At 56.6% G+C, this 23431-nt stretch carries 21 protein-coding genes and 1 pseudogene; 16 read left to right on the top strand and 6 right to left on the bottom strand.

Going from position 1 to position 23431, the window contains the following annotated elements; translation table 11 throughout:
* The first annotated feature begins 37 nt into the window (after positions 1 to 37).
* The 10 genes and pseudogenes from FOY93_RS11995 (at position 38) to FOY93_RS11945 (ending at position 9659) form a co-directional block, all read left to right on the top strand.
* Positions 38 to 1039: an LLM class flavin-dependent oxidoreductase gene (locus tag FOY93_RS11995; RefSeq protein ID WP_136194938.1), complete on the top strand. Its 1002-nt coding sequence runs from the start codon at positions 38 to 40 to the stop codon at positions 1037 to 1039.
* Positions 1036 to 2157: an amidohydrolase gene (locus FOY93_RS11990; RefSeq protein WP_136194937.1), complete on the top strand. Its 1122-nt coding sequence runs from the start codon at positions 1036 to 1038 to the stop codon at positions 2155 to 2157. The genes FOY93_RS11995 and FOY93_RS11990 overlap by 4 nt, the downstream gene beginning before the upstream one ends.
* A 16-nt stretch (positions 2158 to 2173) precedes the next feature.
* Positions 2174 to 4437: pseudogene (locus FOY93_RS23710) on the top strand (NtaA/DmoA family FMN-dependent monooxygenase).
* 9 nt (positions 4438 to 4446) lie between these two features.
* On the top strand, positions 4447 to 4956 hold the full coding sequence (locus FOY93_RS11975; protein ID WP_111963655.1) for a GNAT family N-acetyltransferase: 510 nt from the start codon (positions 4447 to 4449) through the stop codon (positions 4954 to 4956).
* A 9-nt stretch (positions 4957 to 4965) separates the two neighbouring features.
* Entirely contained in the window at positions 4966 to 5892 is a 927-nt protein-coding gene (locus FOY93_RS11970) for an amino acid ABC transporter permease (RefSeq protein WP_136194935.1), read from the top strand.
* The gene (locus FOY93_RS11965; protein WP_023311967.1) at positions 5876 to 6649 is read left to right on the top strand and encodes an amino acid ABC transporter ATP-binding protein; all 774 of its coding nucleotides are present in this window, start codon (positions 5876 to 5878) and stop codon (positions 6647 to 6649) included. The genes FOY93_RS11970 and FOY93_RS11965 overlap by 17 nt, the downstream gene beginning before the upstream one ends.
* Positions 6650 to 6658: 9 nt before the next feature.
* Complete coding sequence (locus FOY93_RS11960; protein WP_136194933.1) at positions 6659 to 7546, top strand: ABC transporter substrate-binding protein; 888 nt, start codon at positions 6659 to 6661, stop codon at positions 7544 to 7546.
* 41 nt (positions 7547 to 7587) lie between these two features.
* Positions 7588 to 8205 carry a glutathione S-transferase family protein gene (locus FOY93_RS11955; RefSeq protein WP_136194932.1) on the top strand — a complete coding sequence of 206 codons (618 nt, stop codon included), beginning with the start codon at positions 7588 to 7590 and terminating at the stop codon, positions 8203 to 8205.
* A 37-nt stretch (positions 8206 to 8242) separates the two neighbouring features.
* A complete protein-coding gene (gene pptA, locus FOY93_RS11950) occupies positions 8243 to 8473 on the top strand; it encodes a tautomerase PptA (RefSeq protein ID WP_136194931.1) in 231 nt (76 codons plus the stop codon).
* A 184-nt stretch (positions 8474 to 8657) separates the two neighbouring features.
* The gene (locus FOY93_RS11945) at positions 8658 to 9659 is read left to right on the top strand and encodes a Kdo(2)-lipid IV(A) acyltransferase (RefSeq protein ID WP_136194930.1); all 1002 of its coding nucleotides are present in this window, start codon (positions 8658 to 8660) and stop codon (positions 9657 to 9659) included.
* 44 nt (positions 9660 to 9703) lie between these two features.
* Here the strand turns inward: FOY93_RS11945 and FOY93_RS11940 are convergent, their stop codons facing one another.
* Positions 9704 to 11389, bottom strand: coding sequence for an NAD-dependent malic enzyme (locus FOY93_RS11940; RefSeq protein ID WP_136194929.1), 1686 nt, complete (start codon positions 11387 to 11389; stop codon positions 9704 to 9706).
* Positions 11390 to 11421: 32 nt separating this feature from the next.
* A complete protein-coding gene (locus FOY93_RS11935; RefSeq protein ID WP_143345177.1) occupies positions 11422 to 12369 on the bottom strand; it encodes an AEC family transporter in 948 nt (315 codons plus the stop codon).
* 406 nt (positions 12370 to 12775) lie between these two features.
* On the opposite strand from FOY93_RS11935, the gene FOY93_RS11930 reads away from it, so the two are divergent.
* Entirely contained in the window at positions 12776 to 14107 is a 1332-nt protein-coding gene (locus tag FOY93_RS11930; protein ID WP_143345176.1) for a 2-hydroxycarboxylate transporter family protein, read from the top strand.
* A 121-nt stretch (positions 14108 to 14228) separates the two neighbouring features.
* On the top strand, positions 14229 to 14864 hold the full coding sequence (locus FOY93_RS11925; protein ID WP_143345175.1) for an ECs1377 family protein: 636 nt from the start codon (positions 14229 to 14231) through the stop codon (positions 14862 to 14864).
* 27 nt (positions 14865 to 14891) lie between these two features.
* On the opposite strand, the gene pdxR is transcribed toward FOY93_RS11925, so the two are convergent.
* Positions 14892 to 16370, bottom strand: coding sequence for a MocR-like pyridoxine biosynthesis transcription factor PdxR (pdxR, locus tag FOY93_RS11920; protein WP_133294504.1), 1479 nt, complete (start codon positions 16368 to 16370; stop codon positions 14892 to 14894).
* Between the two features lie 164 nt (positions 16371 to 16534).
* Between pdxR and FOY93_RS11915 the strand changes: the two genes are divergently transcribed.
* On the top strand, positions 16535 to 16990 hold the full coding sequence (locus FOY93_RS11915; protein WP_047651034.1) for a GNAT family N-acetyltransferase: 456 nt from the start codon (positions 16535 to 16537) through the stop codon (positions 16988 to 16990).
* Between the two features lie 70 nt (positions 16991 to 17060).
* Here the strand turns inward: FOY93_RS11915 and FOY93_RS11910 are convergent, their stop codons facing one another.
* A complete protein-coding gene (locus FOY93_RS11910) occupies positions 17061 to 17363 on the bottom strand; it encodes an ArsR/SmtB family transcription factor (protein WP_045354132.1) in 303 nt (100 codons plus the stop codon).
* A gap of 160 nt (positions 17364 to 17523) precedes the next feature.
* Between FOY93_RS11910 and fusA the strand changes: the two genes are divergently transcribed.
* The gene (fusA, locus tag FOY93_RS11905; RefSeq protein WP_133294503.1) at positions 17524 to 19623 is read left to right on the top strand and encodes an elongation factor G; all 2100 of its coding nucleotides are present in this window, start codon (positions 17524 to 17526) and stop codon (positions 19621 to 19623) included.
* A 35-nt stretch (positions 19624 to 19658) separates the two neighbouring features.
* Here fusA and FOY93_RS11900 read toward each other — a convergent pair whose 3' ends face one another.
* Positions 19659 to 20231 carry a flavin reductase family protein gene (locus tag FOY93_RS11900; protein WP_133294502.1) on the bottom strand — a complete coding sequence of 191 codons (573 nt, stop codon included), beginning with the start codon at positions 20229 to 20231 and terminating at the stop codon, positions 19659 to 19661.
* Positions 20232 to 20339: 108 nt separating this feature from the next.
* Here FOY93_RS11900 and nhoA point away from each other — a divergent pair, with 108 nt between their 5' ends.
* Positions 20340 to 21185, top strand: a complete 846-nt coding sequence (nhoA, locus tag FOY93_RS11895; RefSeq protein ID WP_143345174.1) for an N-hydroxyarylamine O-acetyltransferase — start codon at positions 20340 to 20342, stop codon at positions 21183 to 21185.
* 34 nt (positions 21186 to 21219) lie between these two features.
* On the opposite strand, the gene FOY93_RS11890 is transcribed toward nhoA, so the two are convergent.
* Positions 21220 to 21813, bottom strand: a complete 594-nt coding sequence (locus FOY93_RS11890; RefSeq protein ID WP_127731041.1) for a TetR family transcriptional regulator — start codon at positions 21811 to 21813, stop codon at positions 21220 to 21222.
* 116 nt (positions 21814 to 21929) lie between these two features.
* On the opposite strand from FOY93_RS11890, the gene FOY93_RS11885 reads away from it, so the two are divergent.
* Positions 21930 to 23417, top strand: coding sequence for an MFS transporter (locus FOY93_RS11885; RefSeq protein ID WP_143345173.1), 1488 nt, complete (start codon positions 21930 to 21932; stop codon positions 23415 to 23417).
* The last annotated feature ends 14 nt before the right edge of the window (positions 23418 to 23431 follow it).

Genomic DNA, 23431 nt, shown 5'->3' with positions numbered 1-23431 from the left:
AATAATGTCGACATGTTAAGTCAAACGAGAACGCAACATGTCATGGCGAATCAGCATTCTGGATAAAAGCCCCATCGCTGAAAACGAAACGGCTGCCGATGCGCTGGCGCGTACCCTGGCGCTGGCGCAGCAGGCAGAAAATCTGGGCTATCACCGCTTCTGGATTGCCGAACACCACAACACCCCACAGCTTGCCAGCCCTTCGCCGGAGCTGCTGATTGCCTGGATCCTCGGGCAGACCACGCGCATTCGCGTTGGCTCTGGCGGCGTGATGCTCCAGCACTACAGCCCTTATAAAGTCGCTGAGAATTTCAACGTGCTGGCCGCGCTGGCGCCTGGCCGCGTCGATCTCGGCGTCGGGAAAGCCCCCGGCGGATTACCGCTCTCAACCCGCGCGCTGCAGCAGGGCCTGAATCAACAGGAAAAGGGCAGCTTTGCAGAACAGCTGGCTCAGCTCGATCGCTGGATCCGTCCTGAGCATCAGTCAAATGAAGAGGCCGTCCGCGCCACGCCGCTGCCGCCGTTGCCTGCTGAGGGTTTCCTGCTGGGCGCGAGTATCGATAGCGCGCTGCTGGCCGCCGGGCTCGACTGGAACTTTGTGTTTGCCGCGCACCTGAACGGCGATCCGGATCTGTTGCGCGAGGTGGTATCGACCTGGCGTAAGCACAGCGCACGGGACGTGATTGTGGCGGTGCAGGCGATCGTCGCGCCAACGCAGGCCGAAGCAGACGCGCTGGCGCAGAAGGTCGAAGTGTGGGGCGTTGAGCTGGCAAACGGACAGCGTGTCACCGTGGCCAGCGAAGAGCAGGCCTACGCGTTTGCGCGCCAGGCGGGCAGCGAGCCGGTGCGCATCGCACGTCGCGCGCAGTCGCTGCTGGCGGGCACCGCTGATTCGGTTCTGGAACAGCTCAACGCGCTGCATCAGCAGTGGGGCATTGACGAATTTATCATCGACACGCCGGTGGCGGAGGGAGCAACGCGCGTCGCGTCGCTGCGTCTGCTGGCCGAGGCGCGTCTTAACAAGGAGGTCACCGTATGAGCTTTGGCGAACAGCTGATTGCCTGGCGTCGCGAACTGCACCAGAACCCGGAGCTGTCCGGCCAGGAAGTGGAGACCACAACGCGCCTGCGCCAGTGGCTGACGAATGCCGGGATTACCCTGCAGCCTTACGACCTGTCGACCGGGCTGGTGGCGGAAATCGGCTCGGGCAGCAAACTGATTGCGCTACGGGCGGATATTGATGCCCTGCCGATTGAAGAGCGCAGCGGCGTGCCGTTCAGCTCGCAGCGTGCAGGCGTAATGCACGCCTGCGGACACGATATCCACACCAGCGTGATCCTTGGCGCCGCGTTAAAGCTGAAAGAGCGAGAAGCCTCGCTAAACGGCCGGGTGCGGATCCTGTTTCAGCCTGCCGAAGAGAATTTTGGCGGTGCGAAGAGCATGGTGCGCGCCGGTGCCCTGCGCGATGTCAGCGCAATCTTCGGCATGCACAACGAGCCCGGCCTGCCGGTCGGTGAGTTCGCCACGCGCGGCGGGCCGTTCTATGCCAACGTCGACCGCTTTGTGATCCGCATTACCGGTAAAGGCGCGCACGCCGCGCGTCCTCACGAAGGCAACGACGCCATTGTGCTGGCAAGCCAGCTGGTGACGGCGCTGCAAAGCGTCGCCAGCCGCAACGTCAACACGCTGGATTCGGTGGTGCTGAGCGTGACCCGCATCGCGGGCGGCAACACCTGGAACGTGCTGCCGGAAAGCGTCGAGCTGGAAGGCACGCTGCGCACCCATCGCACGGAAGTGCAGCAGAATGTGAAAGCCCGCGTGGGTGAAATCGCCGCCGGGTTTGCCAGCGCCTTCAGCGCGCAGATTGATATCACCTGGTATGCCGGGCCTACCGCACTGGTGAACGATGAGCGCTGGGCTGATTTTGCCACCTCGGTCGCGCGTGACGCCGGATATGAAACCCGGCACGCGGAACTGCATATGGGCGGGGAAGATTTTGCGGTCTATTTGCAGTCAGTTCCCGGCGCGTTTGTCAGCATTGGCAGCAACAGCCCGTTTGGTTTACATCACCCGGCCTTCAACCCTGATGAAGCACTGATTGAGCCCGCTGCCCGCTATTTTGCTCAGCTTGCGGAAAAAGCCCTGCAACACGTTTAATTCAGGAGAGGTAAATATGTCTGCAACCCGACAACTGCGGCTGGGCACCATTCTGCATGGTGCATCCGGAAATATGTCCGCGTGGCGCCATCCTGCGGCGATCGCCGACGCCAGTATTAATTTCGACTTCGTGAAAGCGACGGCGTTAAAGGCCGAGGAAGGGAAGCTCGATTTTCTCTTTGTGGCCGATGGTCTCTATATTAACGAGAAATCGATCCCTCATTTTCTGAATCGTTTTGAACCGTTAACCGTGCTTTCCGCACTGGCCAGCATCACCTCGCGCCTGGGACTGGTGGGAACCTTATCCACCTCCTACAGCGAGCCCTTCACCACGGCGCGCCAGTTTGCCAGCCTCGATCACCTCAGTAACGGCCGCGCGGGCTGGAACGTGGTGACCTCGCCGCTGGAAGGGTCGGCGAAGAACTTTTCCCGCGAAAAACACCCCGAACACGCGCTGCGCTATCGCATTGCCGATGAGTATCTCGACGTGGTGAAAGGGCTGTGGGATTCCTGGGAAGGCGACGCGTTTATCCGCAACAAAGAGAGCGGTCAATTTTTTGACCCGGCCAAACTGCATACGCTCGATCACCACGGTGATTTCTTCCAGGTCGCCGGTCCGCTGAATATTGGCCGCACGCCGCAGGGGCGCCCGATTGTCTTTCAGGCCGGGGCGTCGGACGACGGGAAAAAACTGGCGGCGAAACATGCCGACGCCATTTTCACCCACCACGAGACCTTCGACGAGGCCAAAGCCTTTTATCAGGACGTAAAACAGCAGCTGGAAACAAACGGCCGCCGCGCCTCGGATCTCCATATTTTCCAGGGCGTCAGCGTGATTGTGGGTAAAGACGCCGATGACGTGGAAAATCAGTACCAGACCACGGCGGCGCTGGTGTCGATTAACGACGCCCTCAATTACCTCGGACGCTATTTTGAACATCACGATTTCAGCCAGTATCCGCTCGACGAGCCGTTCCCGGATATCGGCGACTTAGGCAAAAACAGCTTCCGCAGCACCACCGATGAAATTAAGCGTAACGCCCGAGAGCGCAACTTAACCCTGCGTCAGGTGGCCCTTGAAGCCGCTTCGCCGCGTCCACGCTTTTCCGGTACACCGGAAGAGGTAGCCGATGGTCTGCAGGCCTGGTTCGAAGGCTATGCCGCAGACGGCTTCATCATTCAGGGCGGCACGCCGGACACCTTCCCGCGCTTTGTTGACCAGGTGGTACCTGTTCTGCAGGCCCGCGGCCTGTTCCGTACCGACTACCCGGGCACCACGCTGCGCGAAAGCCTTGGCTTAGACCAACCGAAAAACCAGTACACACAACAATAAAAGAGAACCCCGCTATGCAGAAATCATCGCTTATTCTGGCGCTCGCGCTGGCCTTTACCCCTGCCGTCTGGGCAGAGAACGTCAATATTAACGGCACCGGCGTGAGCATTGAGGCCAATAAAACGCCGATTAATACCGCCAAAAACAATGATGCGGTGGCACAGCTGCCGAAAGACTATCGCTTTGCCGTGCCGGGGAAATTTACCGTGGCGGTGGCGGGCCTCAATCAACCGCCGCTGACGGTTTTCTCCGACGACAACAAAACGCTGCTGGGAAGCGAGGTTGACGTCGCCCGTCTGGTCGCCGACAGCCTCGGGCTGGAGCTGAACGTAGTGCCAACCTCCTGGGAAGACTGGCCCCTGGGAGTGGCGTCCGGGAAATACGATGCGGCCATCAGCAACATAACCGTCACCAAAGAGCGTAAAGAGAAGTTTGATTTCGCCACCTACCGGAAGGATTCCCTCGGCTTTTATGTGAAATCCACCAGCCCGATTACGTCGCTGCAGAAGGCGGAAGACATTGCCGGGCTGCGGATTATCGTCGGCTCCGGCACCAATCAGGAGGCCATCCTGCTGGCATGGAATGCTGAAAATCTGAAGAAAGGACTGAAGCCCTTTACCCCGATCTATACCAAAGACGATGCCGCCCAAACCCTGGCGCTGCAGTCCGGGCGCGCGGATGCCTACTTTGGTCCGAACGTGATTGGCGCATGGAAAGCGGCGCTGAACGGGAAAACCAAACTGGTAGGCAGCGTCGACGGCGGCTGGCCGAAGGCTGCGCACATCGCGGTCACGCTGAAGAAAGGCAGCGGGCTGGTTGAGCCGGTGCAAACCGCGCTGAACGGCGTCATCAAAAACGGCGATTACGACAAAGTGCTGAACCGCTGGGGTGAAGGGGTTGAGCGCATTCCTCAGTCAGAAGTGAACCCGGCGGGCCTGGGTGATTAAGGAGGCGTGATGAGCGAACGATTTCGTGATGTTTCACCGGAAGATGCCGAGCTTCAGCCCATTATCGAGGGGCTGTTCGGGGAATATGCGGCCCGCTACGGGGACTACTTCTCCAAAGATGCGGAAATTGAGCTCACCGAGTGGTATTTAGCGCCGCAGGGGCTGTTTATCGTGCTGGAGCGCGACGGGAAGATTATTGCCACCGGCGCGTACAAACCGTTCGACGAACGCACCGCAGAAATCAAACGCATCTGGACGGACAAAACCCTGCGTCAGCAGGGGCTTGCCGGGCGCGTGGTGCAGGAGCTTGAGCGCAGGGCGGTGCTGGCAGGGTACAGTCAGATCTACCTGACAACCGGCTTTCGCCAGCCGGAAGCGGTCAGGCTCTATCTCAGCCAGGGCTATCAGGCGCAGTTCGATCTAAACCGCGATCCGGAAGAGTACAGCCAGCCGCCGTTTGACGGTCGGCTGCGATTCACTAAAACGCTGGTACGCGAAGCGTTCAGTAAAACCGCATGAGGAACGACGATGAGCAACGTTGAAACCATTAAGGTGGTCCCGGCGCGTTATCCGCTGCGGGCCGTCGGCGCCGCGGTGGCGCTGTTTGTCCTGGCGGTCGTGATTCAGTCAGTCGCCTTTAACCCGCGCTGGGCGTGGGCGGTGTTCGCCCGCTGGTTCTTCGACCCGGTGATCCTCGAAGGCGTCGGGCAGACCCTGTTGCTGACGCTGATCGGTACCGCGCTGAGCGTGGTGTTTGGCGGCATGCTGGCCCTGGCGAGACTCTCTTCTTCCTGGCTGCTGAGCAGCCTGGCGTGGGCCTACATCTGGCTGTTTCGCTCGCTGCCGCTGATCGTCGTGCTGATCATCCTGTACAACTTTTCCTATCTCTACGACACGCTCTCGCTCGGCGTGCCGTTCACCGGCATCACCTGGGGCAGTTTTGAAACCATCAACGTGCTGGGGCAGTTCTCTACCGCCGTGGTGGGGCTCACCCTGGTGCAGAGCGCCTATACCGCCGAGATCGTTCGCGGCGGATTCCTCGGGGTCGATCACGGACAGTATGAGGCCGCCGCCGCGCTCGGCCTGCCGGCCTGGCGACGCACGGTGCGCATCATTTTGCCTCAGGCGCTGCGCACCATCCTGCCGTCGGGGTTCAATGAAATCATCAGCCTCGCCAAGGGCACGGCGATGGTGTACGTCCTGGCGATGCCGGAACTGTTCTATACCATTCAGATGATCTACAACCGCACGCAGGAGGTGATCCCGCTGCTGATGGTCGGTGCCGCGTGGTATCTGGCGATCACCACCGTCCTGTCCGCTATCCAGTACGGTGTTGAACGTGCGCTTGCCCGCAGCGAACGCCGCTCTGCCGTTAACCAGAACCGTACCGTCCGTCGCACTCGTTCTGTCACCACTACCCCAGCACAGGAGCCCGTCCATGCAAGCCTCTCCTGAAGGACATATTTCGATTACCGGCGTCAGCAAGTATTTCGGTCGCCATAAGGCGCTCGACAACGTTTCGCTTGAGATCCCGCCCGGTTCCGTGACGGTCATTCTCGGGCCGTCCGGGTCGGGCAAATCGACGCTGCTGCGCACCATTAACCACCTGGAGCGCGTCGACGAAGGCTTTATTCAGATTGACGGGGACTACATTGGCTACCGTCGTCAGGGCGACAAGCTCTACGAGCTGAAGGAGAAAGAGATCCTCAAACAGCGCGTCAACGTGGGCTACGTTTTTCAGAACTTCAACCTCTTTCCGCACCTCACGGTGTTGGAAAACCTGATTGAGGCGCCCATCGCGCATAAAAAGCTCAGCAAAAAAGAGGCGGTGGAAAGAGCGTACAGCCTGCTGGACGTGGTCGGGCTGCGGGATAAAGCCGATGCCTGGTCCCGGCATCTTTCCGGCGGGCAACAGCAGCGTATTGCCATTGCCCGCGCGCTGGCGTTACGTCCACGCGTGATGCTGTTTGATGAACCCACCTCGGCGCTGGATCCGGAGCTGGTGGGGGAAGTGCTGGACGTGATCAAAAAACTGGCGCGCTCCGGCACTACGCTGGTGGTGGTCACTCACGAGATCGGCTTTGCCCGGGAAGTGGCGGATCAGGTGGTGTTTATGGTCGACGGAAAAATTGTCGAGCAGGGCAGCAGTGACGAGGTGTTAAACCGTCCGTCACACGCGCGAACGCGCCAGTTCCTGTCAAAAGTGCTGTAAGGAGCGCAGATGAAATACGGACTTCTGGCGGGGCTACTTTTTACGACGGCGAGCCACGCCAGCATCGATCTGCAAGCTAACGAGCAGCCGCTGCCGGTGACGGTGGATCGGCAGGCCGTGGCGAAGATCCCCGCCGGTTATAAATTCGTTGAGCCGGGTACGCTGACGGTCGCCGTCTCGATGCTGAACTCCCCGCCGCTGGCGCTGCTGGCCAGCGATAACCGCACGCGGATTGGCAGCGATCCGGATATCGCCCGCCTGCTGGCGGGCAGCCTGGGGCTGAAGCTAAAGCTGGTGCCGACGGCGTGGGAAGACTGGCCGCTGGGGATCGCTTCCGGGCGCTACGACGTGGCGCTGGTGAACATTGCGGTGACCGAACAGCGTAAAGAGAAGTTTGATTTTGCGACCTACCGCGTCGATTCGCTGGCGTTTTCGGTGAAATCGACCAGCGAGATTCAGTCAATCAAAAGCGCGGCAGATCTGGCCGGGAAAAGGGTTATTGTTGGCTCCGGCACCAATCAGGAGCGCATCCTGCTGGGCTGGAACGAAGAGAACAAAAAAGCGGGGCGGGCGCCCGCGCTGCCGGTCTATCTTCATGACGATGCCTCGGGCAATCTCTATATCCAGTCCGGCAGGGCGGATGTGTTCTTTGGCCCCCAGTCGGTTTCAGCTTACAAAGCGGCGCTCACCGGCAAAACCCGCGTGGTCGGTTTAGGGCCGAAGAAAGCTTATGTCGCCACCACGACCAAAAAAGGCAATCAACTGGTTTATGCCCTGCAGGCCGCGCTGAACGGTGCGATTGAGCGCGGAGAGTACCAGAAGGTGCTGGCGCGCTGGGGCGAGCAGGGCGAAGCGGTGACGCAATCGGAGGTCAATCCGCCTGGGATAACCTACTAATGGTGCTCTACACTTAGGATTTTCACTCCTGAGGGGGCAACATGATTAAACTTTATGGCGTACCCGGCTGGGGCTCGGCAATCAGTGAGGTGATGCTGACCCTGGCTGATATCCCTTATCAATTTATCAACGTGGACGGGTTTGACCAGCCCGGTCCGCAGCGTGAATTGCTGCACAAGCTCAATCCGCTGTGCCAGGTGCCGACGCTGGAGCTGGAAAATGGTGCCATCATGACCGAAACGGCGGCGATTGCCCTGATGGTGCTCGACCGGTGTCCCGATCTCGCGCCGCCCGTGGGGCAGGCTGAACGTCAGCAGTTTCAGCGTTTGCTCATCTGGTTCGTAGCCAACGTCTATCCCACGTTTACCTATGCAGACTATCCCGAACGCTGGGTGCCGGATGCGCCCGAACAGCTGCAGAAAAACTGCATCGAATACCGGAAGTCCCTCTATTTGTGGTTCGAAAGCCAGCTTAAGGCTACCCCGTTTGCGCTGGGGGAACGGCTGACGCTGCTCGATGTGTATATTGTGGTGGCGCGCACCTGGGGGCCCCGTCACGCCTGGTTTGCCGAAAATGCCCCTAAATTCACGGCGATTGCGGACGCCGTATGTCAGCTACCGGAACTGCACAAGGTGTTAAAGGCAAACAAAATTATCTGATAACGTGGAACCCTCATTCACAACCGGAAGCCTGCACATGCCACACGTAGATATCAAATGTTTTCCCCGTGATTTGAACGACGAACAAAAAGATGCACTGGCGGCAGATATTGCCGACGTGATTATTCGCCATTTCAACAGTAAAGACAGTTCCGTGTCGGTGGCGTTGAAGCAGATCGCGCCTGAAGACTGGAAGGCGCAGGTCTGGGATACCGAAATTGGACCGAAGCTGGAGGAGCTTATTAAGAAGCCCGGGTATTCGATGTAAGATCTTCTGCCGGGGGGCGAATAAATCCTCCCCGGCTCGATTTCCCGTTTTTCGCAAAAATCGATAAAAATGCGTTTTGTCTTATCCGCTACAATTAACTTTTCTGACTGGCATATTATTCATCCTTAGGAAAGATCTTCAACAGAATCAATTAAGGACAGACACGTTAAAGGATAATTTTCTGATGACAAAATTACCCCGTTTTTCATTCGCCTTTCTTCATCCCCGTTACTGGCTAAGCTGGGCCGGCATTGCGGCTCTGTGGCTCATCATGCTGCTCCCTTATCCGCTTCTGTTCAGAATCGGTTATGGCCTGGGTAGACTGGCGATGCGCCTGCTTCCGCGCCGCGTCGAGATTGCACGCCGCAACCTGGAGCTCTGTTTCCCGGAGATGAAAAAGGTGGAGAGAGAGTCATTGCTGCAGCGTAATTTTGAATCGGTAGGAATGGGGGTAATCGAAACCGGGATGGCGTGGTTCTGGCCTGCATGGCGAGTGCGGAAATGCTTTACCGTAACGGGTTATGAGCACATGGAGAAAGCCAGAGCGCAAGGAAAGGGCGTGGTGCTGGTGGGAATGCATTTTCTGACGCTTGAGCTGGGCGCGCGGATATTTGGCATGCTTAACCCCGGTATCGGGGTTTATCGTCCTAATAATAATGCCCTGCTGGACTGGCTTCAGACGCGCGGGCGCCTGCGCTCCAACAAAACCATGCTCGATCGCCATGATTTAAAGGGAATGATCCGTTCGCTGAAGCAGAATGAAATTTTGTGGTACGCCCCGGACCACGACTATGGCAAAACCAACAGCGTGTTTGTGCCGTTCTTCGCGGTGCCGGATGCCGCGACGACGGCGGGCAGCTATATGCTGGTCAAAAGCGCTAACCCTGCCCTCATACCCTTTGTGCCGCGGCGCAGGGCGAATGGCACCGGCTACGAGCTGATTATTCTGGAAGATATCAGTGAGGCGTTGCAGGGCGGCGATAAAGAAGCCGTGGCGACGCAGATGAACAAGGCAATTGAGCAGGCCGTACGCATGGCGCCTGAACAATATATGTGGCTGCACCGTCGCTTCAAAACGCGACCTGAAGGTGTACCTGACCGTTATGCTCGCCAGAAACAGGCGGCTACACGGGGTGATATTCTCTCCGCCAGCGAATTTTCTGACCGCTCAGGCGTACAGCACTAAACCCTCAGCAATGCCCTCACCCTGCGGTGAGGGCATGACCAGCGCTACAGCGCAGAACGGCGGTACGGCGCATAGTCTGCCTGCCACCAGGTCTTCTCAATGCGCGCCATCAGGGTTTCATCATCTAAAGACGGCGCCACGCCTTGTTCAATGGCGGCCCGGGCGACGGCGACGGCAATCTGGCGTGAAACCGTTTCAATCTGATCTACCGGCGGCAGCAGTCCGCCTCTTTCCGTGGTCACCAGTGGAGACTGTGCGGCCAGGCTGCGGCTTGCTGCCATCAGCATCTCTTCCGTCACCCGGCGCGCGTTGCAGGCCAGCACGCCAAGCCCCAGACCAGGGAAAATATAGGCGTTGTTACACTGGGCGATCTCGTAGTGCGTATTCTCCCAGAATACCGGAGCGAACGGGCTGCCGGTGGCCACCAGCGCGGCACCCTGTGTCCAGGCGATAAGGTCCTGCGGCTGGGCTTCCGCCCGCGAGGTCGGGTTCGAGAGCGGCATGATGATGGGGCGCGGACAATGGCGATGCATCTCTTTGACGATCTCTTCGCTGAACAGCCCAGGCTGGCCTGAAACGCCGATCATCACCGTGGGATGCGCGTTCTTCACCACGTCCAGAAGGGAAATATTCTTCGCGTCCACCTGCCAGCTGCAAACGGCATCGCGCGCGGTAAGCAGGTTTTTCTGGAAATCGAGCAGGTTTGTCATGTCGTCGGTCAGCAGGCCGAAGCGATCGACCATAAAGATCCGGCTGCGGGCTTCGGACTCGGTCAGGCCGTCGTCCACCATCAGCGCCACAATTTTTTCAGCGATCCCGCACCCGGCAGAGCCGCTGCCCAAAAAGACCACGCGCTGATCGCGAATGCGCGTACCCGCGGCATGGGCCGCAGCCATCAGCGTACCGGCGGTGATGGCTGCCGTGCCCTGGATGTCATCATTGAAACAGCACAGCTGGTTGCGGTAGCGCTGGAGAAGTCGCGTGGCGTTTTTCTGCGCAAAGTCTTCAAACTGCAGGAGAACGTTGGGCCAGCGCGCTTTAACGGTGCTGACAAACATATCCATAAACTCAGCGTACTGGTCGTCGCTGATGCGCGGGTGGCGCCAGCCCATGTACATCGGGTCGTCGAGATGTTGCTGATTATTGGTGCCGACATCCAGCATAATCGGGAGAGTGGAGGCCGGGTGGATCCCTCCGCAGGCGGTATAAAGCGAAAGCTTACCAATTGGAATGCCCATTCCGCCGATACCCTGATCGCCAAGCCCTAAAATACGTTCCCCGTCCGTTACCACTATCACGCGAACGTCGTTACGCGAAAAGCTTTGCAGCATCTCATCAATACGATGGCGGTTAGGCCATGAAATAAACAGGCCGCGCGCGCGTCGATAAATCGTGGAGAAATGCTCGCAGGCTTCACCGACCGTCGGGGTATAGATAATCGGTAACGTCTCTTTCAGATGCGAACGCAAGAGGTTATAAAAGAGAGTTTCATTGGTGTCCTGAATATTTCGCAGGTAAACATGACGCGAAATATCGCTTTTAAAATGGCAGAACTGCACCCAGGCGCGCTCGGTTTGCTCTTCAATGGTTTCAACGTTATGCGGCAATAATCCATGCAGATTAAAATTATCACGCTCTTCTTTAATAAATGCGAGGCCTTTATTTAGTAGCGGGTTTTCCAGCAATACGGCACCGTTATAGGGGGTGTACAGAACTTCTTTCCGGGACATGGTTAACTCCTGAATTTTTTTAACAAAACAGATTAAGAGATTAAATAAATCATGATGCCTTCGGTCACGACCCCGATGGCCGTGCCAATTAATATGGAAGAGGATGCGGTATCAATATAGGTATCGCTGCGCAACGCAAACATCCCCGCCGCAATCGCGGAAGGTGTTGCGCCAATAATTACGACCTGCTGTAGTAAGGTATGGCTCAGGCCAAAGGCGAGCCCGGCGGCGGCCATCATTGCTGGCTGAATTAAGTTTTTAATACTGATATTGGTAAATGTCTGCACGTTCAGTTTTGGACGTTCGCCGTAAAACAGCAGGCCGAGGGCAAACAGGGACAGTCCGCCTGAAACTTTGCCAACCATCTCAATAGGCATGCTGAGAATAGCAGGGATTTGCACGCCGGCCAGACTGAGCAATACGCCGGAGACCGGGATCCAGACGATAGGATTGCGTGCCGCCTTGATGAGGTTTTGCACGATCATCGCCCCCGGGTGCAGCGCCTCCAGGCCGTCATGACCGTTTTTATCACCCATACGAATCAGGACGATAGTCAGAGGGATCATGATAACGCTGGTAATAATATTGCCAATCAGCACGCCGATAAATCCTTCCGGCCCAATCAAGACCGCCAGGACCGGAGCGCCAAAGTAGGCCATATCGGGAAAGGCGCAAACCAGAGACTGAATGGCGCTGGTTTTGATATCGTGGCGAAAAACGTAGCGCGAAATAAATAGCGTCAGTAAATACGACCCCATTAAACCGACAACTAAAACGGCCATAAAGGTCAGGTTCTTAATTTTATTGGGATCGGTATGCAATGCACCGATAAAAAGATGGAAAGGAAGGGCGAAACGAATCACCACGGTTGCCATGACGTTTGCATCTTCACGCCGGGAATATCCCAGCTTTCCACTTAGCCATCCAAGTAACATTATAAAGACGAGCGGAAACAGTGACTGTAATAGTAATGAAGGCATAGTATTTCCTGTAGGGTATTTTATGTGTTTTATTGCAGCGCTAATCTAGCGCTTAGAAAACAGGGCAGGAGTGACAAGGGTCACACTCTCTCTGGTTTAATTAATTTCAAAAAGATTGCATTAGTTGAATAACTAATACTTTCGTCAAATATTGATAAGGCGCAAGAAAGCGATGCTGGTCATCATAAATAACTTTAGTTACTTAATGATGAATTAAGTTATTTAAAGATAAAGGGCCGTATTGTTCACATTTCTCCCGGCAGGCTCGTGATAATTTCATATTGAGCCTGGTTTAAGAAAAGGCCATCTAAGTCATTATTTATATTTAAAAACATTTATTCGTATCAGGAATAGCTCCAGTTTATTCCTTTCTCTGTATATCCGAACACAATTTTCAGGTGATTATATGAAAGATAATCCTGTACCGACTTCTGAGCTGTCTACCTCGCGTTTCGCCTTTGGGCTCAACAATACCGAGGTGGGCACGGTCCCGTTGATGCTGTTCGTCGGGATTGCCGCCATTGTGGCGACGTCCGCCTGGGCAGGGCTGCTGCCGAAAAATATGATAGGTGGTCTCGCGGTCATCATGACCCTCGGTTTCGCGTTTGCCAAAGTGGGGCGTCAAATCCCGGTACTCAAAGATATCGGCGGCCCGGCGATCCTGTGCCTGATGGTCCCCTCCGTGCTGGTCTATTTTGGCGTATTCGGGAAACATACCCTTGATACCGTGCATCTGCTGATGAAAGAGGCGAATCTGCTCTATTTCGTCATCGCCTGCCTGGTAGTCGGCAGCATTCTGGGGATGAATCGGGTGCTGCTGATCCAGGGGATGATGCGCATGTTTGTTCCGCTGGTGGCGGGAACATGCATGGCCGTGCTGAGCGGCCTCATTGTGGGTTCACTGTTTGGTTATACGCCTTACCACACCTTCTTCTTCATCATTGTGCCCATCATTGGCGGCGGGATCGGCGAGGGGATTTTGCCGCTGTCCCTGGCCTATTCGGCAATACTGGGGCAGACGCCGGACGTCTACGTTGCGCAGCTTGCACCCGCTGCGGTCGTTGGGAATATCTTCGCCATTATTTGTGCGGGCTCGCTGGCGCGACTCGGCGCGAAACGTCGTGCGCTTTCGGGAAATGGCATGCTCACGCGGAGTAAAGACGACGCCAGCCTGTTTGCCGGGGCGCAAAGCACGCAGCAGACGGATTTTCATCTGATGGGCGGCGGGTTACTGATGGTGTGCGCGTTTTTCATCGTCGGCGGACTGTTTGAAAAACTGGTGCACATTCCCGGCCCGGTGCTGATGATCCTGATTGCCGTTCTGTGTAAATACTTCAGGGTGATCCCGGCCTCAATGGAGCAGGGCGCGCATAGCTGCTATAAATTCGTCTCGGCTGCGCTGGTCTGGCCGCTGATGATCGGCCTCGGGATGTTATACGTGCCGCTTGAGAGCGTGGTGTCGGTCTTCTCGGTGGGATACGTGGTGGTATGCGGTTCGGTTGTGATTGCGATGGCGCTGAGCGGCTACGTTATTGCGTCGCGTCTGAATATGTATCCTGTGGAAGCGGCCATTGTGACCTGCTGCCACAGCGGGCTGGGCGGAACGGGGGACGTGGCCATTTTGTCCGCGTCTAACCGGATGTCGCTCATGCCGTTCGCGCAGATCGCCACCCGCATCGGCGGCGCGTCGACGGTGATTTTCGCCACGCTGCTGATGGGCTGGATTATGGCGCACTGATCCGAAATGTCAGGATACTGAATCGCAACGACATTTACAGATTGTCGCTGCGGTTCAGTCCTTTATAAAACTCACCGCGCTGTATAGAATTACCGCAGCCACAGCGACGGGATACCACACGATGACCGGAAGAGTTGATTATCAGATTGAAAAATATCTCCTGACCGAAGCCGCCGAACCGGAGCGCCTGACGCGCCAGTGGGCGGAGGTGCTGGAGGAGTGCCGTGAGCAACAGTCCGGTGCGGAGGATCGTCTGCGTCTCGCGCTGCTTAATGTGGATTTTGTCACCAGCTTCGAGCTGCCGTTCAGGCTGCTCCTCACCCGCGCGCCCCAGCTGATTGACGCTGTCAGAAAAGAGCTTCAGCTCAGTCAGAAAAATGTTCTGTTTAACGGCAAGCGCTTTGGCTGCGTCTATAGCCTTAAAAGGGATCTGGACGGCATACCTGACGAGTTTACCTATCAGCTGAAAACGCGTATCCATCGTAGTGACGCAACAGGATGTAACGAACTGCCTTACCGGCAAATTGCCCAGCAGGTTAAAGCCCCAAAGGAACGCCTCAAGCTGGCGCTGGAAAACGGGCTGTCTGTAACCGCGCTCGACGGACTTTTCTGGTTTGGCATTCAGCGCATCGCGGCCGATGTGCAGAGATTACGCAAAACGGGGATGCGGATAGTGACGTCCAACGCCGAGGTGTTTGATACGCTCACCAAAACAACCCGGCGGATCCCAGCCTATAGCCTTGCTCGCCCGGAATGAGTGTCAGTCTCTTACCCGTCGACGGCATCAAACATGATGGAAAATTGCGGCCAGTTTTTTCACAGCGTCTTCTATTTCCCTTTCCGTGTAAGCTGCAAATCCCATCAAAAAACCGGTGGACGCGGGGGGACCTGCATATAAATCGGTAAGCCCAAGCATATCAACACCCGCGCGGCGGGCGGCGGTGGCTATCTCTTTCTCGGATATTCCGTGCTTCAGGTGACAAGGCATTTGCATTCCGCCCGCAGGCGTTTCACAGGTAACATATTCGGAGAGATATTCGTCCATCATACTTGCCAGCGCGTCTCGACGAGCAACGTAAATACTCCGCATCTTACGAACATAGGCGCCAAAATGGCCCCCCTCCAGAAATTTAGCCAGCGTCAGCTGGGTTATTGAGGCGGTGTGGCCATCCATTAACGTCCTCGCCATGGTAAAGGGCTCTATCAGTTCTGAGGGGACGATCGTGTAGGCAATACGTAGCCCAGGGAACAGAGACTTGGTGAACGTGCCTATATAAATTGTCCGGTTGTACGTATCAAGCCCCTGAAGACTGGCCATAGGCTTGCCTTCGTAGTGAAACTCACTGTCATAGTCATCCTCAATGATCCAGGCTCCGTAACGGTTTGCCCATTTAATAACTGCCAGTCGTCGGTCAAGAGAGAGCGTCACCCCGGTAGGGTATTGATGAGAAGGCGTCAGGTAGATCGCCCTGGCTGGCTCGGTCAGAGAATTAAGCCCGTCAACCGAGATGCCTTTTTCATCAAGAGGAACCGGAATACAGCGAAGCCCTGCAGCGTTGAACGCTTTGTGTGCCCCTTGATAGGAGGGATCTTCAATGACAATGCCATCACCGGCGTCCATCAGCGCGTGGGAACAGAGCGCGAGCGCCTGTTGAGAACTTGTCAGAACGATGACCTGTTCCGCCCTCGCGCGCGTCCCGCGCTCAAGATTGACGTATTCCGCAATTGCCCGTCGCAGGCGCTCTATACCCTGGGGTGGACTTTGCTCTAACGCCTGGTGCTGAAACTCCTTCAGCACCTGTCGCTGAAGACGCTCCCAGATCGAAATGGGAAACATGCGGGTTTCAGGAATGCCGGGCGCAAGGGGGCGAGGGGAGGAAAATTCGCGGATCCCGCCGCTTTCATAGATGACCTTTCCACGGACGCTGAGTTTTGCTTTTCGTATCTCAGCGGTTGGCTGATGCTGCCGGGGACGAGGTTTTAAAAAACGCGCGCTGGAAGAGACGAAGCTCCCTCTGCCTGTTTGTCTCTCAATAAAACCTTCGGCATGCAGGCTGGAGTAGGCCGCTTCTATGGTATCCCGGGAAACGCTGAGAGAAGCCGCCAGAGCGCGTGAGGCAGGAAGGGCCTTACCGTGAGATAATACCCCTTCCAGTATTAGCGTCCGTATTGCTCTCTGGATCCTTTCATGAAGCGGTAGCGATCCGTTAGCGGGGTCGATAATCCATGCCTTAACCGTTTCTAGCTGCGCGTGCTTAAACATTACGTTGTCCACTTTTCCTCTGCGTCTCTTGATTCTAAAGCAATAGTGCCTGTAGCAGGATGAAAAATTGGTCTGCCTTCATGATGAAAATTGGCGGGGCAAAACGTGCCATTCAGCGAATACACTCTTCCTGAAACGAATAAACGGGTGACCAAAGAGGCAATATGAATAATACGAGCGTGACAATTGAGGCAGTTAAAGAACATGATTTTGAAAGCTGGATGCCACTGTGGAGTAAATACCAGGAATTTTATAATGTCGACCTCTCTGGGGCCGTCACTCAACGAACCTGGCAGCGATTTTTCAGCCCCGTTGAGCCGCTATTCTGCGTGGTAGCACGATGTAATGGAGACATAGTGGGTTTTGCGCATTATCTTTTTCACCGCTCGACCTGGGCTGAGAGCGATTACTGCTACCTCGAAGATTTATACGTCTGCGAAGCCGTAAGGGGCAAACACATTGGCAAACAGCTAATAGAATATGTTCAGAGAGAAGCGAGAAAACATCACGCCAGCCACCTTTACTGGCATACGCATGAAGCCAATTATCGCGGGCAACGATTGTACGACTGGATTGCGAAGAAAAGTGGAATGATTGAATATCGTATGCAGGTTAGATAAATCCCTTCGCTGACGTAATGCCCCCCTCAAATATGTACGGGGCATTTTTCAGGAAAAAACAGGCATGTCCTTATGATTTGGCCTGTAAAAGTATCTCCATCAGCCCTGGAAAACGGGCATCCAGATCCTCTCTTCGCAACGAAATCATGTTCTCCCGCCCCTGCGGGCGCTGCCAGATAACGCCGCTGTCGCGCAGAACGCGCCAGTGGTGTGTCATCGTGGACTTCACCACGTCTTCCGGACGCAGCGCGTTACAGCTGAGTTCGCTGCCATCGGCGAGCCGGCGAATAATCGACAGCCGGAGCGGATTGCCGAGGGCAAACAGCACATTTTCCAGCAATATTTGTTCAGTTTCAGGGTGGTTTGGGATCATCGTTTTCCTGCGTATGGCGTCAGATTGAGCTATATCAACAATAGGTCAACCATTAAAAAATAGTTCGATAATACTCGTACAATAGGACTATTATAGCAAACGAACGAATGCACGACCATCCTGGTCGTCACAAACAAGTCATAAGACTTAAGGAAATATCATGCCCCGACCCATCCCTCTCGAACGTTATCGCAACATCGGTATCTCCGCGCATATCGATGCCGGTAAAACCACCACCACTGAGCGCATCCTGTTTTATACCGGGATGAGCCACAAGCTGGGTGAAGTACACGATGGCGCGGCAACCACAGACTGGATGGCGCAGGAGCAAGAGCGCGGGATCACGATTACCTCGGCGGCCGTCAGCTGCTTCTGGCCGGGTATGGACAGAGGATATGAACCGCACCGGATCAACATCATCGACACACCGGGGCACGTGGATTTCACCATTGAGGTGGAACGTTCCATGCGCGTGCTCGACGGCGCCGTGATGGTGTATGACTCCGTGGGCGGCGTGCAGCCTCAGTCGGAAACCGTCTGGCGTCAGGCCAATAAATATCACGTTCCGCGTCTGGCCTTCGTTAACAAAATGGACCGTCCGGGTGCCGATTTCTTCCGCGTCGTGCGGATGATGCAGGAACGCCTGAAGGCCAATCCGGTGCCGATTGTCATCCCGGTAGGCGCAGAAGATCGTTTCACCGGCGTGGTGGATCTCATCAAGATGCGCACTATTCTGTGGGACGATGCGACGCAGGGCATGGTGTTTACCTATGCGCCCGTGCCGGATGATTTAGTCAGCACCGCCCAGGAGTGGCGTGAAAAAATGGTCTCTGCGGCTGCGGAAGCCAGCGATGAACTGATGGATAAGTACCTGGAAACCGGCGACCTGACGGAAGCGGAAATCATCAAAGGGTTGCGTATTCGCACTATCTCGGGCGAAATCCAGCCGATGCTGTGCGGCAGCGCGTTCAAAAATAAAGGCGTGCAGCGCATGCTCGATGCGGTGATTGAGCTTATGCCGTCGCCGCTGGACGTGCCGGCCATTGATGGCGTGGATGAAAAAGGGCAGCACGCGGAGCGTCATCCGAGCGATGATGAGCCGTTCTCGGCCCTGGCGTTCAAGCTGATGAGCGACCCGTACGTTGGTCAGCTGACCTTTATCCGCGTGTACTCGGGCGTGCTGCGTAAAGGCGACGCGGTGTATAACCCGGTGAAAGGGAAGAAAGAGCGTATCGGGCGTATCGTGCTGATGCATGCCAACGATCGTCACGAGGTGGACGAACTGCGCGCCGGAGACATCGCGGCCTGCGTTGGGCTGAAGGATGTGACCACCGGTGACACGCTCACCGATCCGAACGCCGTCATTACGCTTGAGCGCATGGAGTTCCCGGATCCGGTGATTTCGCTGGCGATTGAGCCGAAAACCAAAGGCGATCAGGAGAAAATGGGGATCGCGCTGCAGCGTCTGGCGGCGGAAGATCCGTCTTTCCGCCTGCATACTGACGAAGAGTCCGGCCAGACCATTATCTCCGGGATGGGTGAGCTACATCTTGAGATCATCGTCGACCGCATGAAGCGTGAGTTTGGCGTCGAGGCGAACATTGGCCGCCCACAGGTAACCTACCGTGAAACCCTGCGTAAAACGGTGAAGGATATCGAAGGCAAATTTGTCCGTCAGTCCGGCGGCAAAGGGCAGTACGGCCATGTGGTGCTGAGCCTGGAGCCGCTGGAGCCTGGAAGTGGTTTTAAATTTGAAGATGCCACTAAGGGCGGCGTGGTTCCGCGCGAGTTTATTCCGTCCGTTGAGAAAGGGCTGCGGGAAGCGATGAACAGCGGCGTGCTGGCCGGCTATCCGGTTGTAGACGTCAAAGCGACGCTGACGTTTGGCTCGTATCATGACGTTGACTCCTCGGAGATGGCGTTCCGCATGGCGGCGATCCTCGGCTTTAAAGAGGGCGCCCGCAGGGCGGACCCGGTGATCCTTGAGCCGATCATGCATGTGGAGGTGGAAACACCGGAAGAGTACGCCGGTAACATCATGGGCGATCTCTCTTCACGTCGCGGTATGGTGCAGGGGATGGCGGAGCAGTACGGAAGCCAGATTATTCGCGCTGACGTGCCGCTGGCAGAGATGTTTGGCTATGCCACGACATTGCGCTCGATGTCCCAGGGACGCGCGACGTATACGATGGAGTTCCATCATTTTGCGGAAGCCCCGCGGAATGTTGCGGATGAAATTATTGCGCGTCGTGCGAAGTAATGCGGTCACCCTCTCCCAATTGGGGGAGGGTTTTCTCAATCCAGCGCCTTCACCATTTTCCCGCTCGCCACAAACGTCCCGGCCCCAAGATGATGCAGGGTATTAAGCTTATCCCCGTCAAACTGCCAGCGTCCGGCGACAAACGCGCGTTCATCGGCTGCCGCTGAAACCACTTCACCAAACAGCGTATCGTATTTTTCTGCCACGGAGGTGACGGGTAGTAACCGACACTCCATCCACGCCAGACATTTTTCTTCAATCATCGGCAGGCCAAGCTCAGGACCGTTCACCACCGGGATCCCGTAGCAGTTGAATTTGTCTTCATCGCGCCCGCTGACGCTACCGACCGCGTATGTCCAGTTGGCCGCCGCCACGCCGGGGATGACGATGCCAAACTTTCCGCTGCGCTCGATCAGCTCGCGTGACCAGGTACTTTTATCCACGACGATCGCGATGCGCGGCGGTTCAAACTCAACGGGCATTGACCATGCGGCGGCCATCACGTTACGTCTGTCGAGGCTTTCATCCCGACTGGTGATAAGCACAGTAGGGCCGTGGTTCAGCAGACGGCTGGCATGACGTAATTCAACAGGGCGAAAGTGGCTCATAGGATCTCCTCATCTACACCGATGATTATGGCGAAAAAGCACGTAAATCAAAGTGAGTGGGTAAAATTAGTTTATAAACAGAACATCACAATTAAAGGAAACTGATGCATGTCCCCATTCCTGACCGCCTATTTCGCCCGCATCGGCTGTACGCAGCCGACACGGGTGGATATCGATACCCTGCGCGCGCTGCATTTACATCACAACTGTGCGATCCCTTTTGAGAATATCGATGTCGTTCTGCCGCGCGAAATCCAGCTTGACGATCGGTGCCTCGTTGACAAGCTGGTCACCGCACGTCGCGGAGGCTACTGCTTTGAGCAAAACGGCCTGTTCGAGCGCGTATTGCGTGAGGTCGGATTTACGGTGCGCAGCGTGCTGGGACGCGTGGTATTAGCGAGTCCGCCGCAAATGCCGCCGCGCACGCATCGCCTGCTGCTGGTTGAGCTTAACGGTGAGCGCTGGATAGCCGATGTCGGGTTTGGCGGCCAGACGCTGACGGCGCCGATTCGCCTGCTCGCTAATGAAGAACAGGAGACTCCGCACGGGCTGTACCGTCTGCTGAGCGAGGGCAACGACTGGGTGCTGCAGTTCCGTCAGCACGAGCACTGGCAGTCGATGTACCAGTTTGACCTGACTACGCAGTATTTCAGCGATTACGTGATGGGGAATTTCTGGTCGGCGCACTGGCCGCAGTCGCATTTCCGTCATCATCTGTTGATGTGTCGCCATCTGCCGGACGGCGGCAAGCTGACGCTGACCAACTTCAACTTTACCCACTGGCAGAATGGCCATGTGGAGGAGCAGATCCATTTGCCGGATGCCGAGGCGCTTTATCAGCTGATGCAGGAACGCTTTGGACTGGGCGTTGACGATGCAAAACACGGATTTTCCCTGGCGGAGCTAACGGCGGTAATGGCGGGCTTTGATACACATCCTCAGGCCGGGAAATAATGCGCAAAGAGGGGGCTGTTGGCCCCCGACAACTTCACTTCTGAGACGGGGGAGTAAATAACTCGAGGGTGATTAATTTATCCAGATGATTGTTAAACGCGGTTTCATCCATTTCGGGCATGTTTAAGATATACATCCCGTCAAGACCGCATACCAGACCAATCAAGCGCCAGGCGATATTTTCCGCCCGATCGCCAGGACGAAATACCCCGGCCTCTGTTCCCGCACAGATCAGCGCCACCGTTTCCTGATGCCACATCTCCATGGTCATCACATAGGCGCCTTTGATATCGGCATCGCGGCTGGCCAGGATCTGCGCTTCGCGCCACAGGCGAATATAGGGCTCGAACCTGCCGTCATCGCTGCCGAGCATGGCATGAAGCTGCTCCCGCCATCCCGCCTGTTTACCCGCGACATCCGCATCCAACAGCTCGCGAATTAACCGTACGAAGGCCAGCGATTTTAGCTCTCCGCCGGAGGTAAAATGATGGTGAACCTGTCCGGTCGCAACCCCGGCTTCAGCCGCAACGCGGCGTACCGTCATTGCCGCCAGTCCTTCGGCCAGCGCCACGCGCATGGCGGCCTGTAAGATGGCTTCGCGCCGTTCATCCTTGCTCAGATATCGCATCGTTACTCACTCTCAATGGGAACGAAACGAGTGTAACAAAAAGCTGGACACGCGTTCAACTTTACGTAGGATCGCAATCTGGACATGTGTCCAGGTTTAAAATGAAAAGGAAATTTATGTTTCGTCAGTGGTTAGCGTTAGTGATTATCGTGCTGGTGTATATCCCGGTCGCGATTGACGCGACGGTGCTGCACGTGGCGGCGCCAACATTGAGCATGACGCTGGGCGCCAGCGGTAACGAATTATTGTGGATCATCGATATCTACTCGCTGGTGATGGCGGGTATGGTGCTGCCGATGGGCGCCCTGGGTGACCGGATTGGTTTTAAACGACTGCTCATGATTGGCAGCACGCTGTTTGGCCTGTCGTCGCTGGCGGCAGCGTTTGCCCCTTCAGCAGGATGGCTGATCGCGGCGCGCGCCTCGCTGGCGATCGGTGCTGCAATGATCATTCCTGCCACTCTGGCGGGGATCCGCACGCTGTTTACCGACGCGAAAGATCGCAACATCGCGCTCGGCGTCTGGGCGGCGGTCGGTTCCGGCGGGGCGGCGTTTGGCCCGCTGATCGGCGGTATGCTGCTGGAGCATTTTTACTGGGGATCGGTGTTTTTAATCAACGTGCCGATTGTGCTGGTGGTGGTTTCGCTGGCCGCGCGTTTTGTCCCTCCTCAGCAGGGACGCCCGGAGCAGCCGCTGAATATCAGCCATGCCATCATGCTGATTGTTGCGATTTTACTGCTGGTCTACAGCGCCAAAACCGCGCTAAAAGGCGCGCTGTCGCCGTGGCTGGTAGCTTCCGCGCTGGTGACCGGCTCGGTGCTGCTGTTTATCTTCGTGCGTATTCAACTGCGCGCCCGCGTGCCGATGATCGACATGCGCCTGTTCTGTCACCGCATCATTCTGAGCGGCGTGGTGATGGCGATGACCGCCATGATTGCCCTGGTCGGGTTTGAGCTGCTGATGGCCCAGGAGCTGCAGTTTGTTCACGGCTTTACGCCGTTTGAAGCGGGCATGTTTATGCTGCCGGTGATGGTCGCCAGCGGGTTCAGCGGGCCGATCGCGGGCGTGCTGGTTGGGCGTTTGGGGCTACGCATTGTCGCTGCGGGGGGCATGGGGCTTAGCGCCGTCAGCTTTATCGGCCTGTCGACGCTCGACTTCAGCACGCAGCAGTGGCAGGCGTGGGGGCTGATGGTGCTGCTCGGCTTCAGTGCCGCCAGCGCGCTGCTGGCCTCGACTTCCGCCATTATGGCTGCCGCGCCGAAGGAGAAAGCCGCCGCCGCAGGGGCGATTGAAACCATGTCCTATGAGCTGGGGGCCGGGTTGGGGATTGCGATCTTTGGCCTGCTGTTGACCCGCAGCTTCTCGGCGTCGATTGAGCTGCCGCAGGGGCTGAACGCCTCGCTCGTCGACAAAGCCTCGTCATCGATTGGTGAAGCGATGAAGGTGGCGCAGAACCTGACGCCGCATCTGGCTGAGCCGGTGATTGAGGCGGCGAAAAGCGCGTTTATTATGTCCCACAGCGTGGCGCTGGGCAGCGCGGGCGGAATGCTGCTGTTGCTGGCAGTGGGGATCTGGTTTAGCCTGGCGAAGGTCAATCCGCAGTAAACAGCGCAGTAAAA

Source organism: Enterobacter sp. 18A13 (assembly GCF_007035975.1).
Taxonomy (GTDB): Bacteria; Pseudomonadota; Gammaproteobacteria; order Enterobacterales; family Enterobacteriaceae; genus Enterobacter; species Enterobacter vonholyi.
Note: the sequence above shows the minus strand (reverse complement) of the source record. Positions and strands in the feature narration are given on the sequence as shown.

Coding starts and splice junctions, on each gene's coding strand:
- FOY93_RS11945 (WP_136194930.1), top strand. CDS start 8,658: ATGACAAAATTACCCCGTTTTTCATTCGCCTTTCTTCATCCCCGTTAC.
- FOY93_RS11975 (WP_111963655.1), top strand. CDS start 4,447: ATGAGCGAACGATTTCGTGATGTTTCACCGGAAGATGCCGAGCTTCAG.
- FOY93_RS11925 (WP_143345175.1), top strand. CDS start 14,229: ATGACCGGAAGAGTTGATTATCAGATTGAAAAATATCTCCTGACCGAA.
- FOY93_RS11970 (WP_136194935.1), top strand. CDS start 4,966: ATGAGCAACGTTGAAACCATTAAGGTGGTCCCGGCGCGTTATCCGCTG.
- pptA (WP_136194931.1), top strand. CDS start 8,243: ATGCCACACGTAGATATCAAATGTTTTCCCCGTGATTTGAACGACGAA.
- FOY93_RS11890 (WP_127731041.1), bottom strand. CDS start 21,813: ATGCGATATCTGAGCAAGGATGAACGGCGCGAAGCCATCTTACAGGCC.
- FOY93_RS11995 (WP_136194938.1), top strand. CDS start 38: ATGTCATGGCGAATCAGCATTCTGGATAAAAGCCCCATCGCTGAAAAC.
- pdxR (WP_133294504.1), bottom strand. CDS start 16,370: ATGTTTAAGCACGCGCAGCTAGAAACGGTTAAGGCATGGATTATCGAC.
- FOY93_RS11990 (WP_136194937.1), top strand. CDS start 1,036: ATGAGCTTTGGCGAACAGCTGATTGCCTGGCGTCGCGAACTGCACCAG.
- FOY93_RS11910 (WP_045354132.1), bottom strand. CDS start 17,363: ATGATCCCAAACCACCCTGAAACTGAACAAATATTGCTGGAAAATGTG.
- FOY93_RS11955 (WP_136194932.1), top strand. CDS start 7,588: ATGATTAAACTTTATGGCGTACCCGGCTGGGGCTCGGCAATCAGTGAG.
- fusA (WP_133294503.1), top strand. CDS start 17,524: ATGCCCCGACCCATCCCTCTCGAACGTTATCGCAACATCGGTATCTCC.
- FOY93_RS11940 (WP_136194929.1), bottom strand. CDS start 11,389: ATGTCCCGGAAAGAAGTTCTGTACACCCCCTATAACGGTGCCGTATTG.
- FOY93_RS11900 (WP_133294502.1), bottom strand. CDS start 20,231: ATGAGCCACTTTCGCCCTGTTGAATTACGTCATGCCAGCCGTCTGCTG.
- FOY93_RS11965 (WP_023311967.1), top strand. CDS start 5,876: ATGCAAGCCTCTCCTGAAGGACATATTTCGATTACCGGCGTCAGCAAG.
- FOY93_RS11960 (WP_136194933.1), top strand. CDS start 6,659: ATGAAATACGGACTTCTGGCGGGGCTACTTTTTACGACGGCGAGCCAC.
- FOY93_RS11885 (WP_143345173.1), top strand. CDS start 21,930: ATGTTTCGTCAGTGGTTAGCGTTAGTGATTATCGTGCTGGTGTATATC.
- nhoA (WP_143345174.1), top strand. CDS start 20,340: ATGTCCCCATTCCTGACCGCCTATTTCGCCCGCATCGGCTGTACGCAG.
- FOY93_RS11930 (WP_143345176.1), top strand. CDS start 12,776: ATGAAAGATAATCCTGTACCGACTTCTGAGCTGTCTACCTCGCGTTTC.
- FOY93_RS11935 (WP_143345177.1), bottom strand. CDS start 12,369: ATGCCTTCATTACTATTACAGTCACTGTTTCCGCTCGTCTTTATAATG.
- FOY93_RS11915 (WP_047651034.1), top strand. CDS start 16,535: ATGAATAATACGAGCGTGACAATTGAGGCAGTTAAAGAACATGATTTT.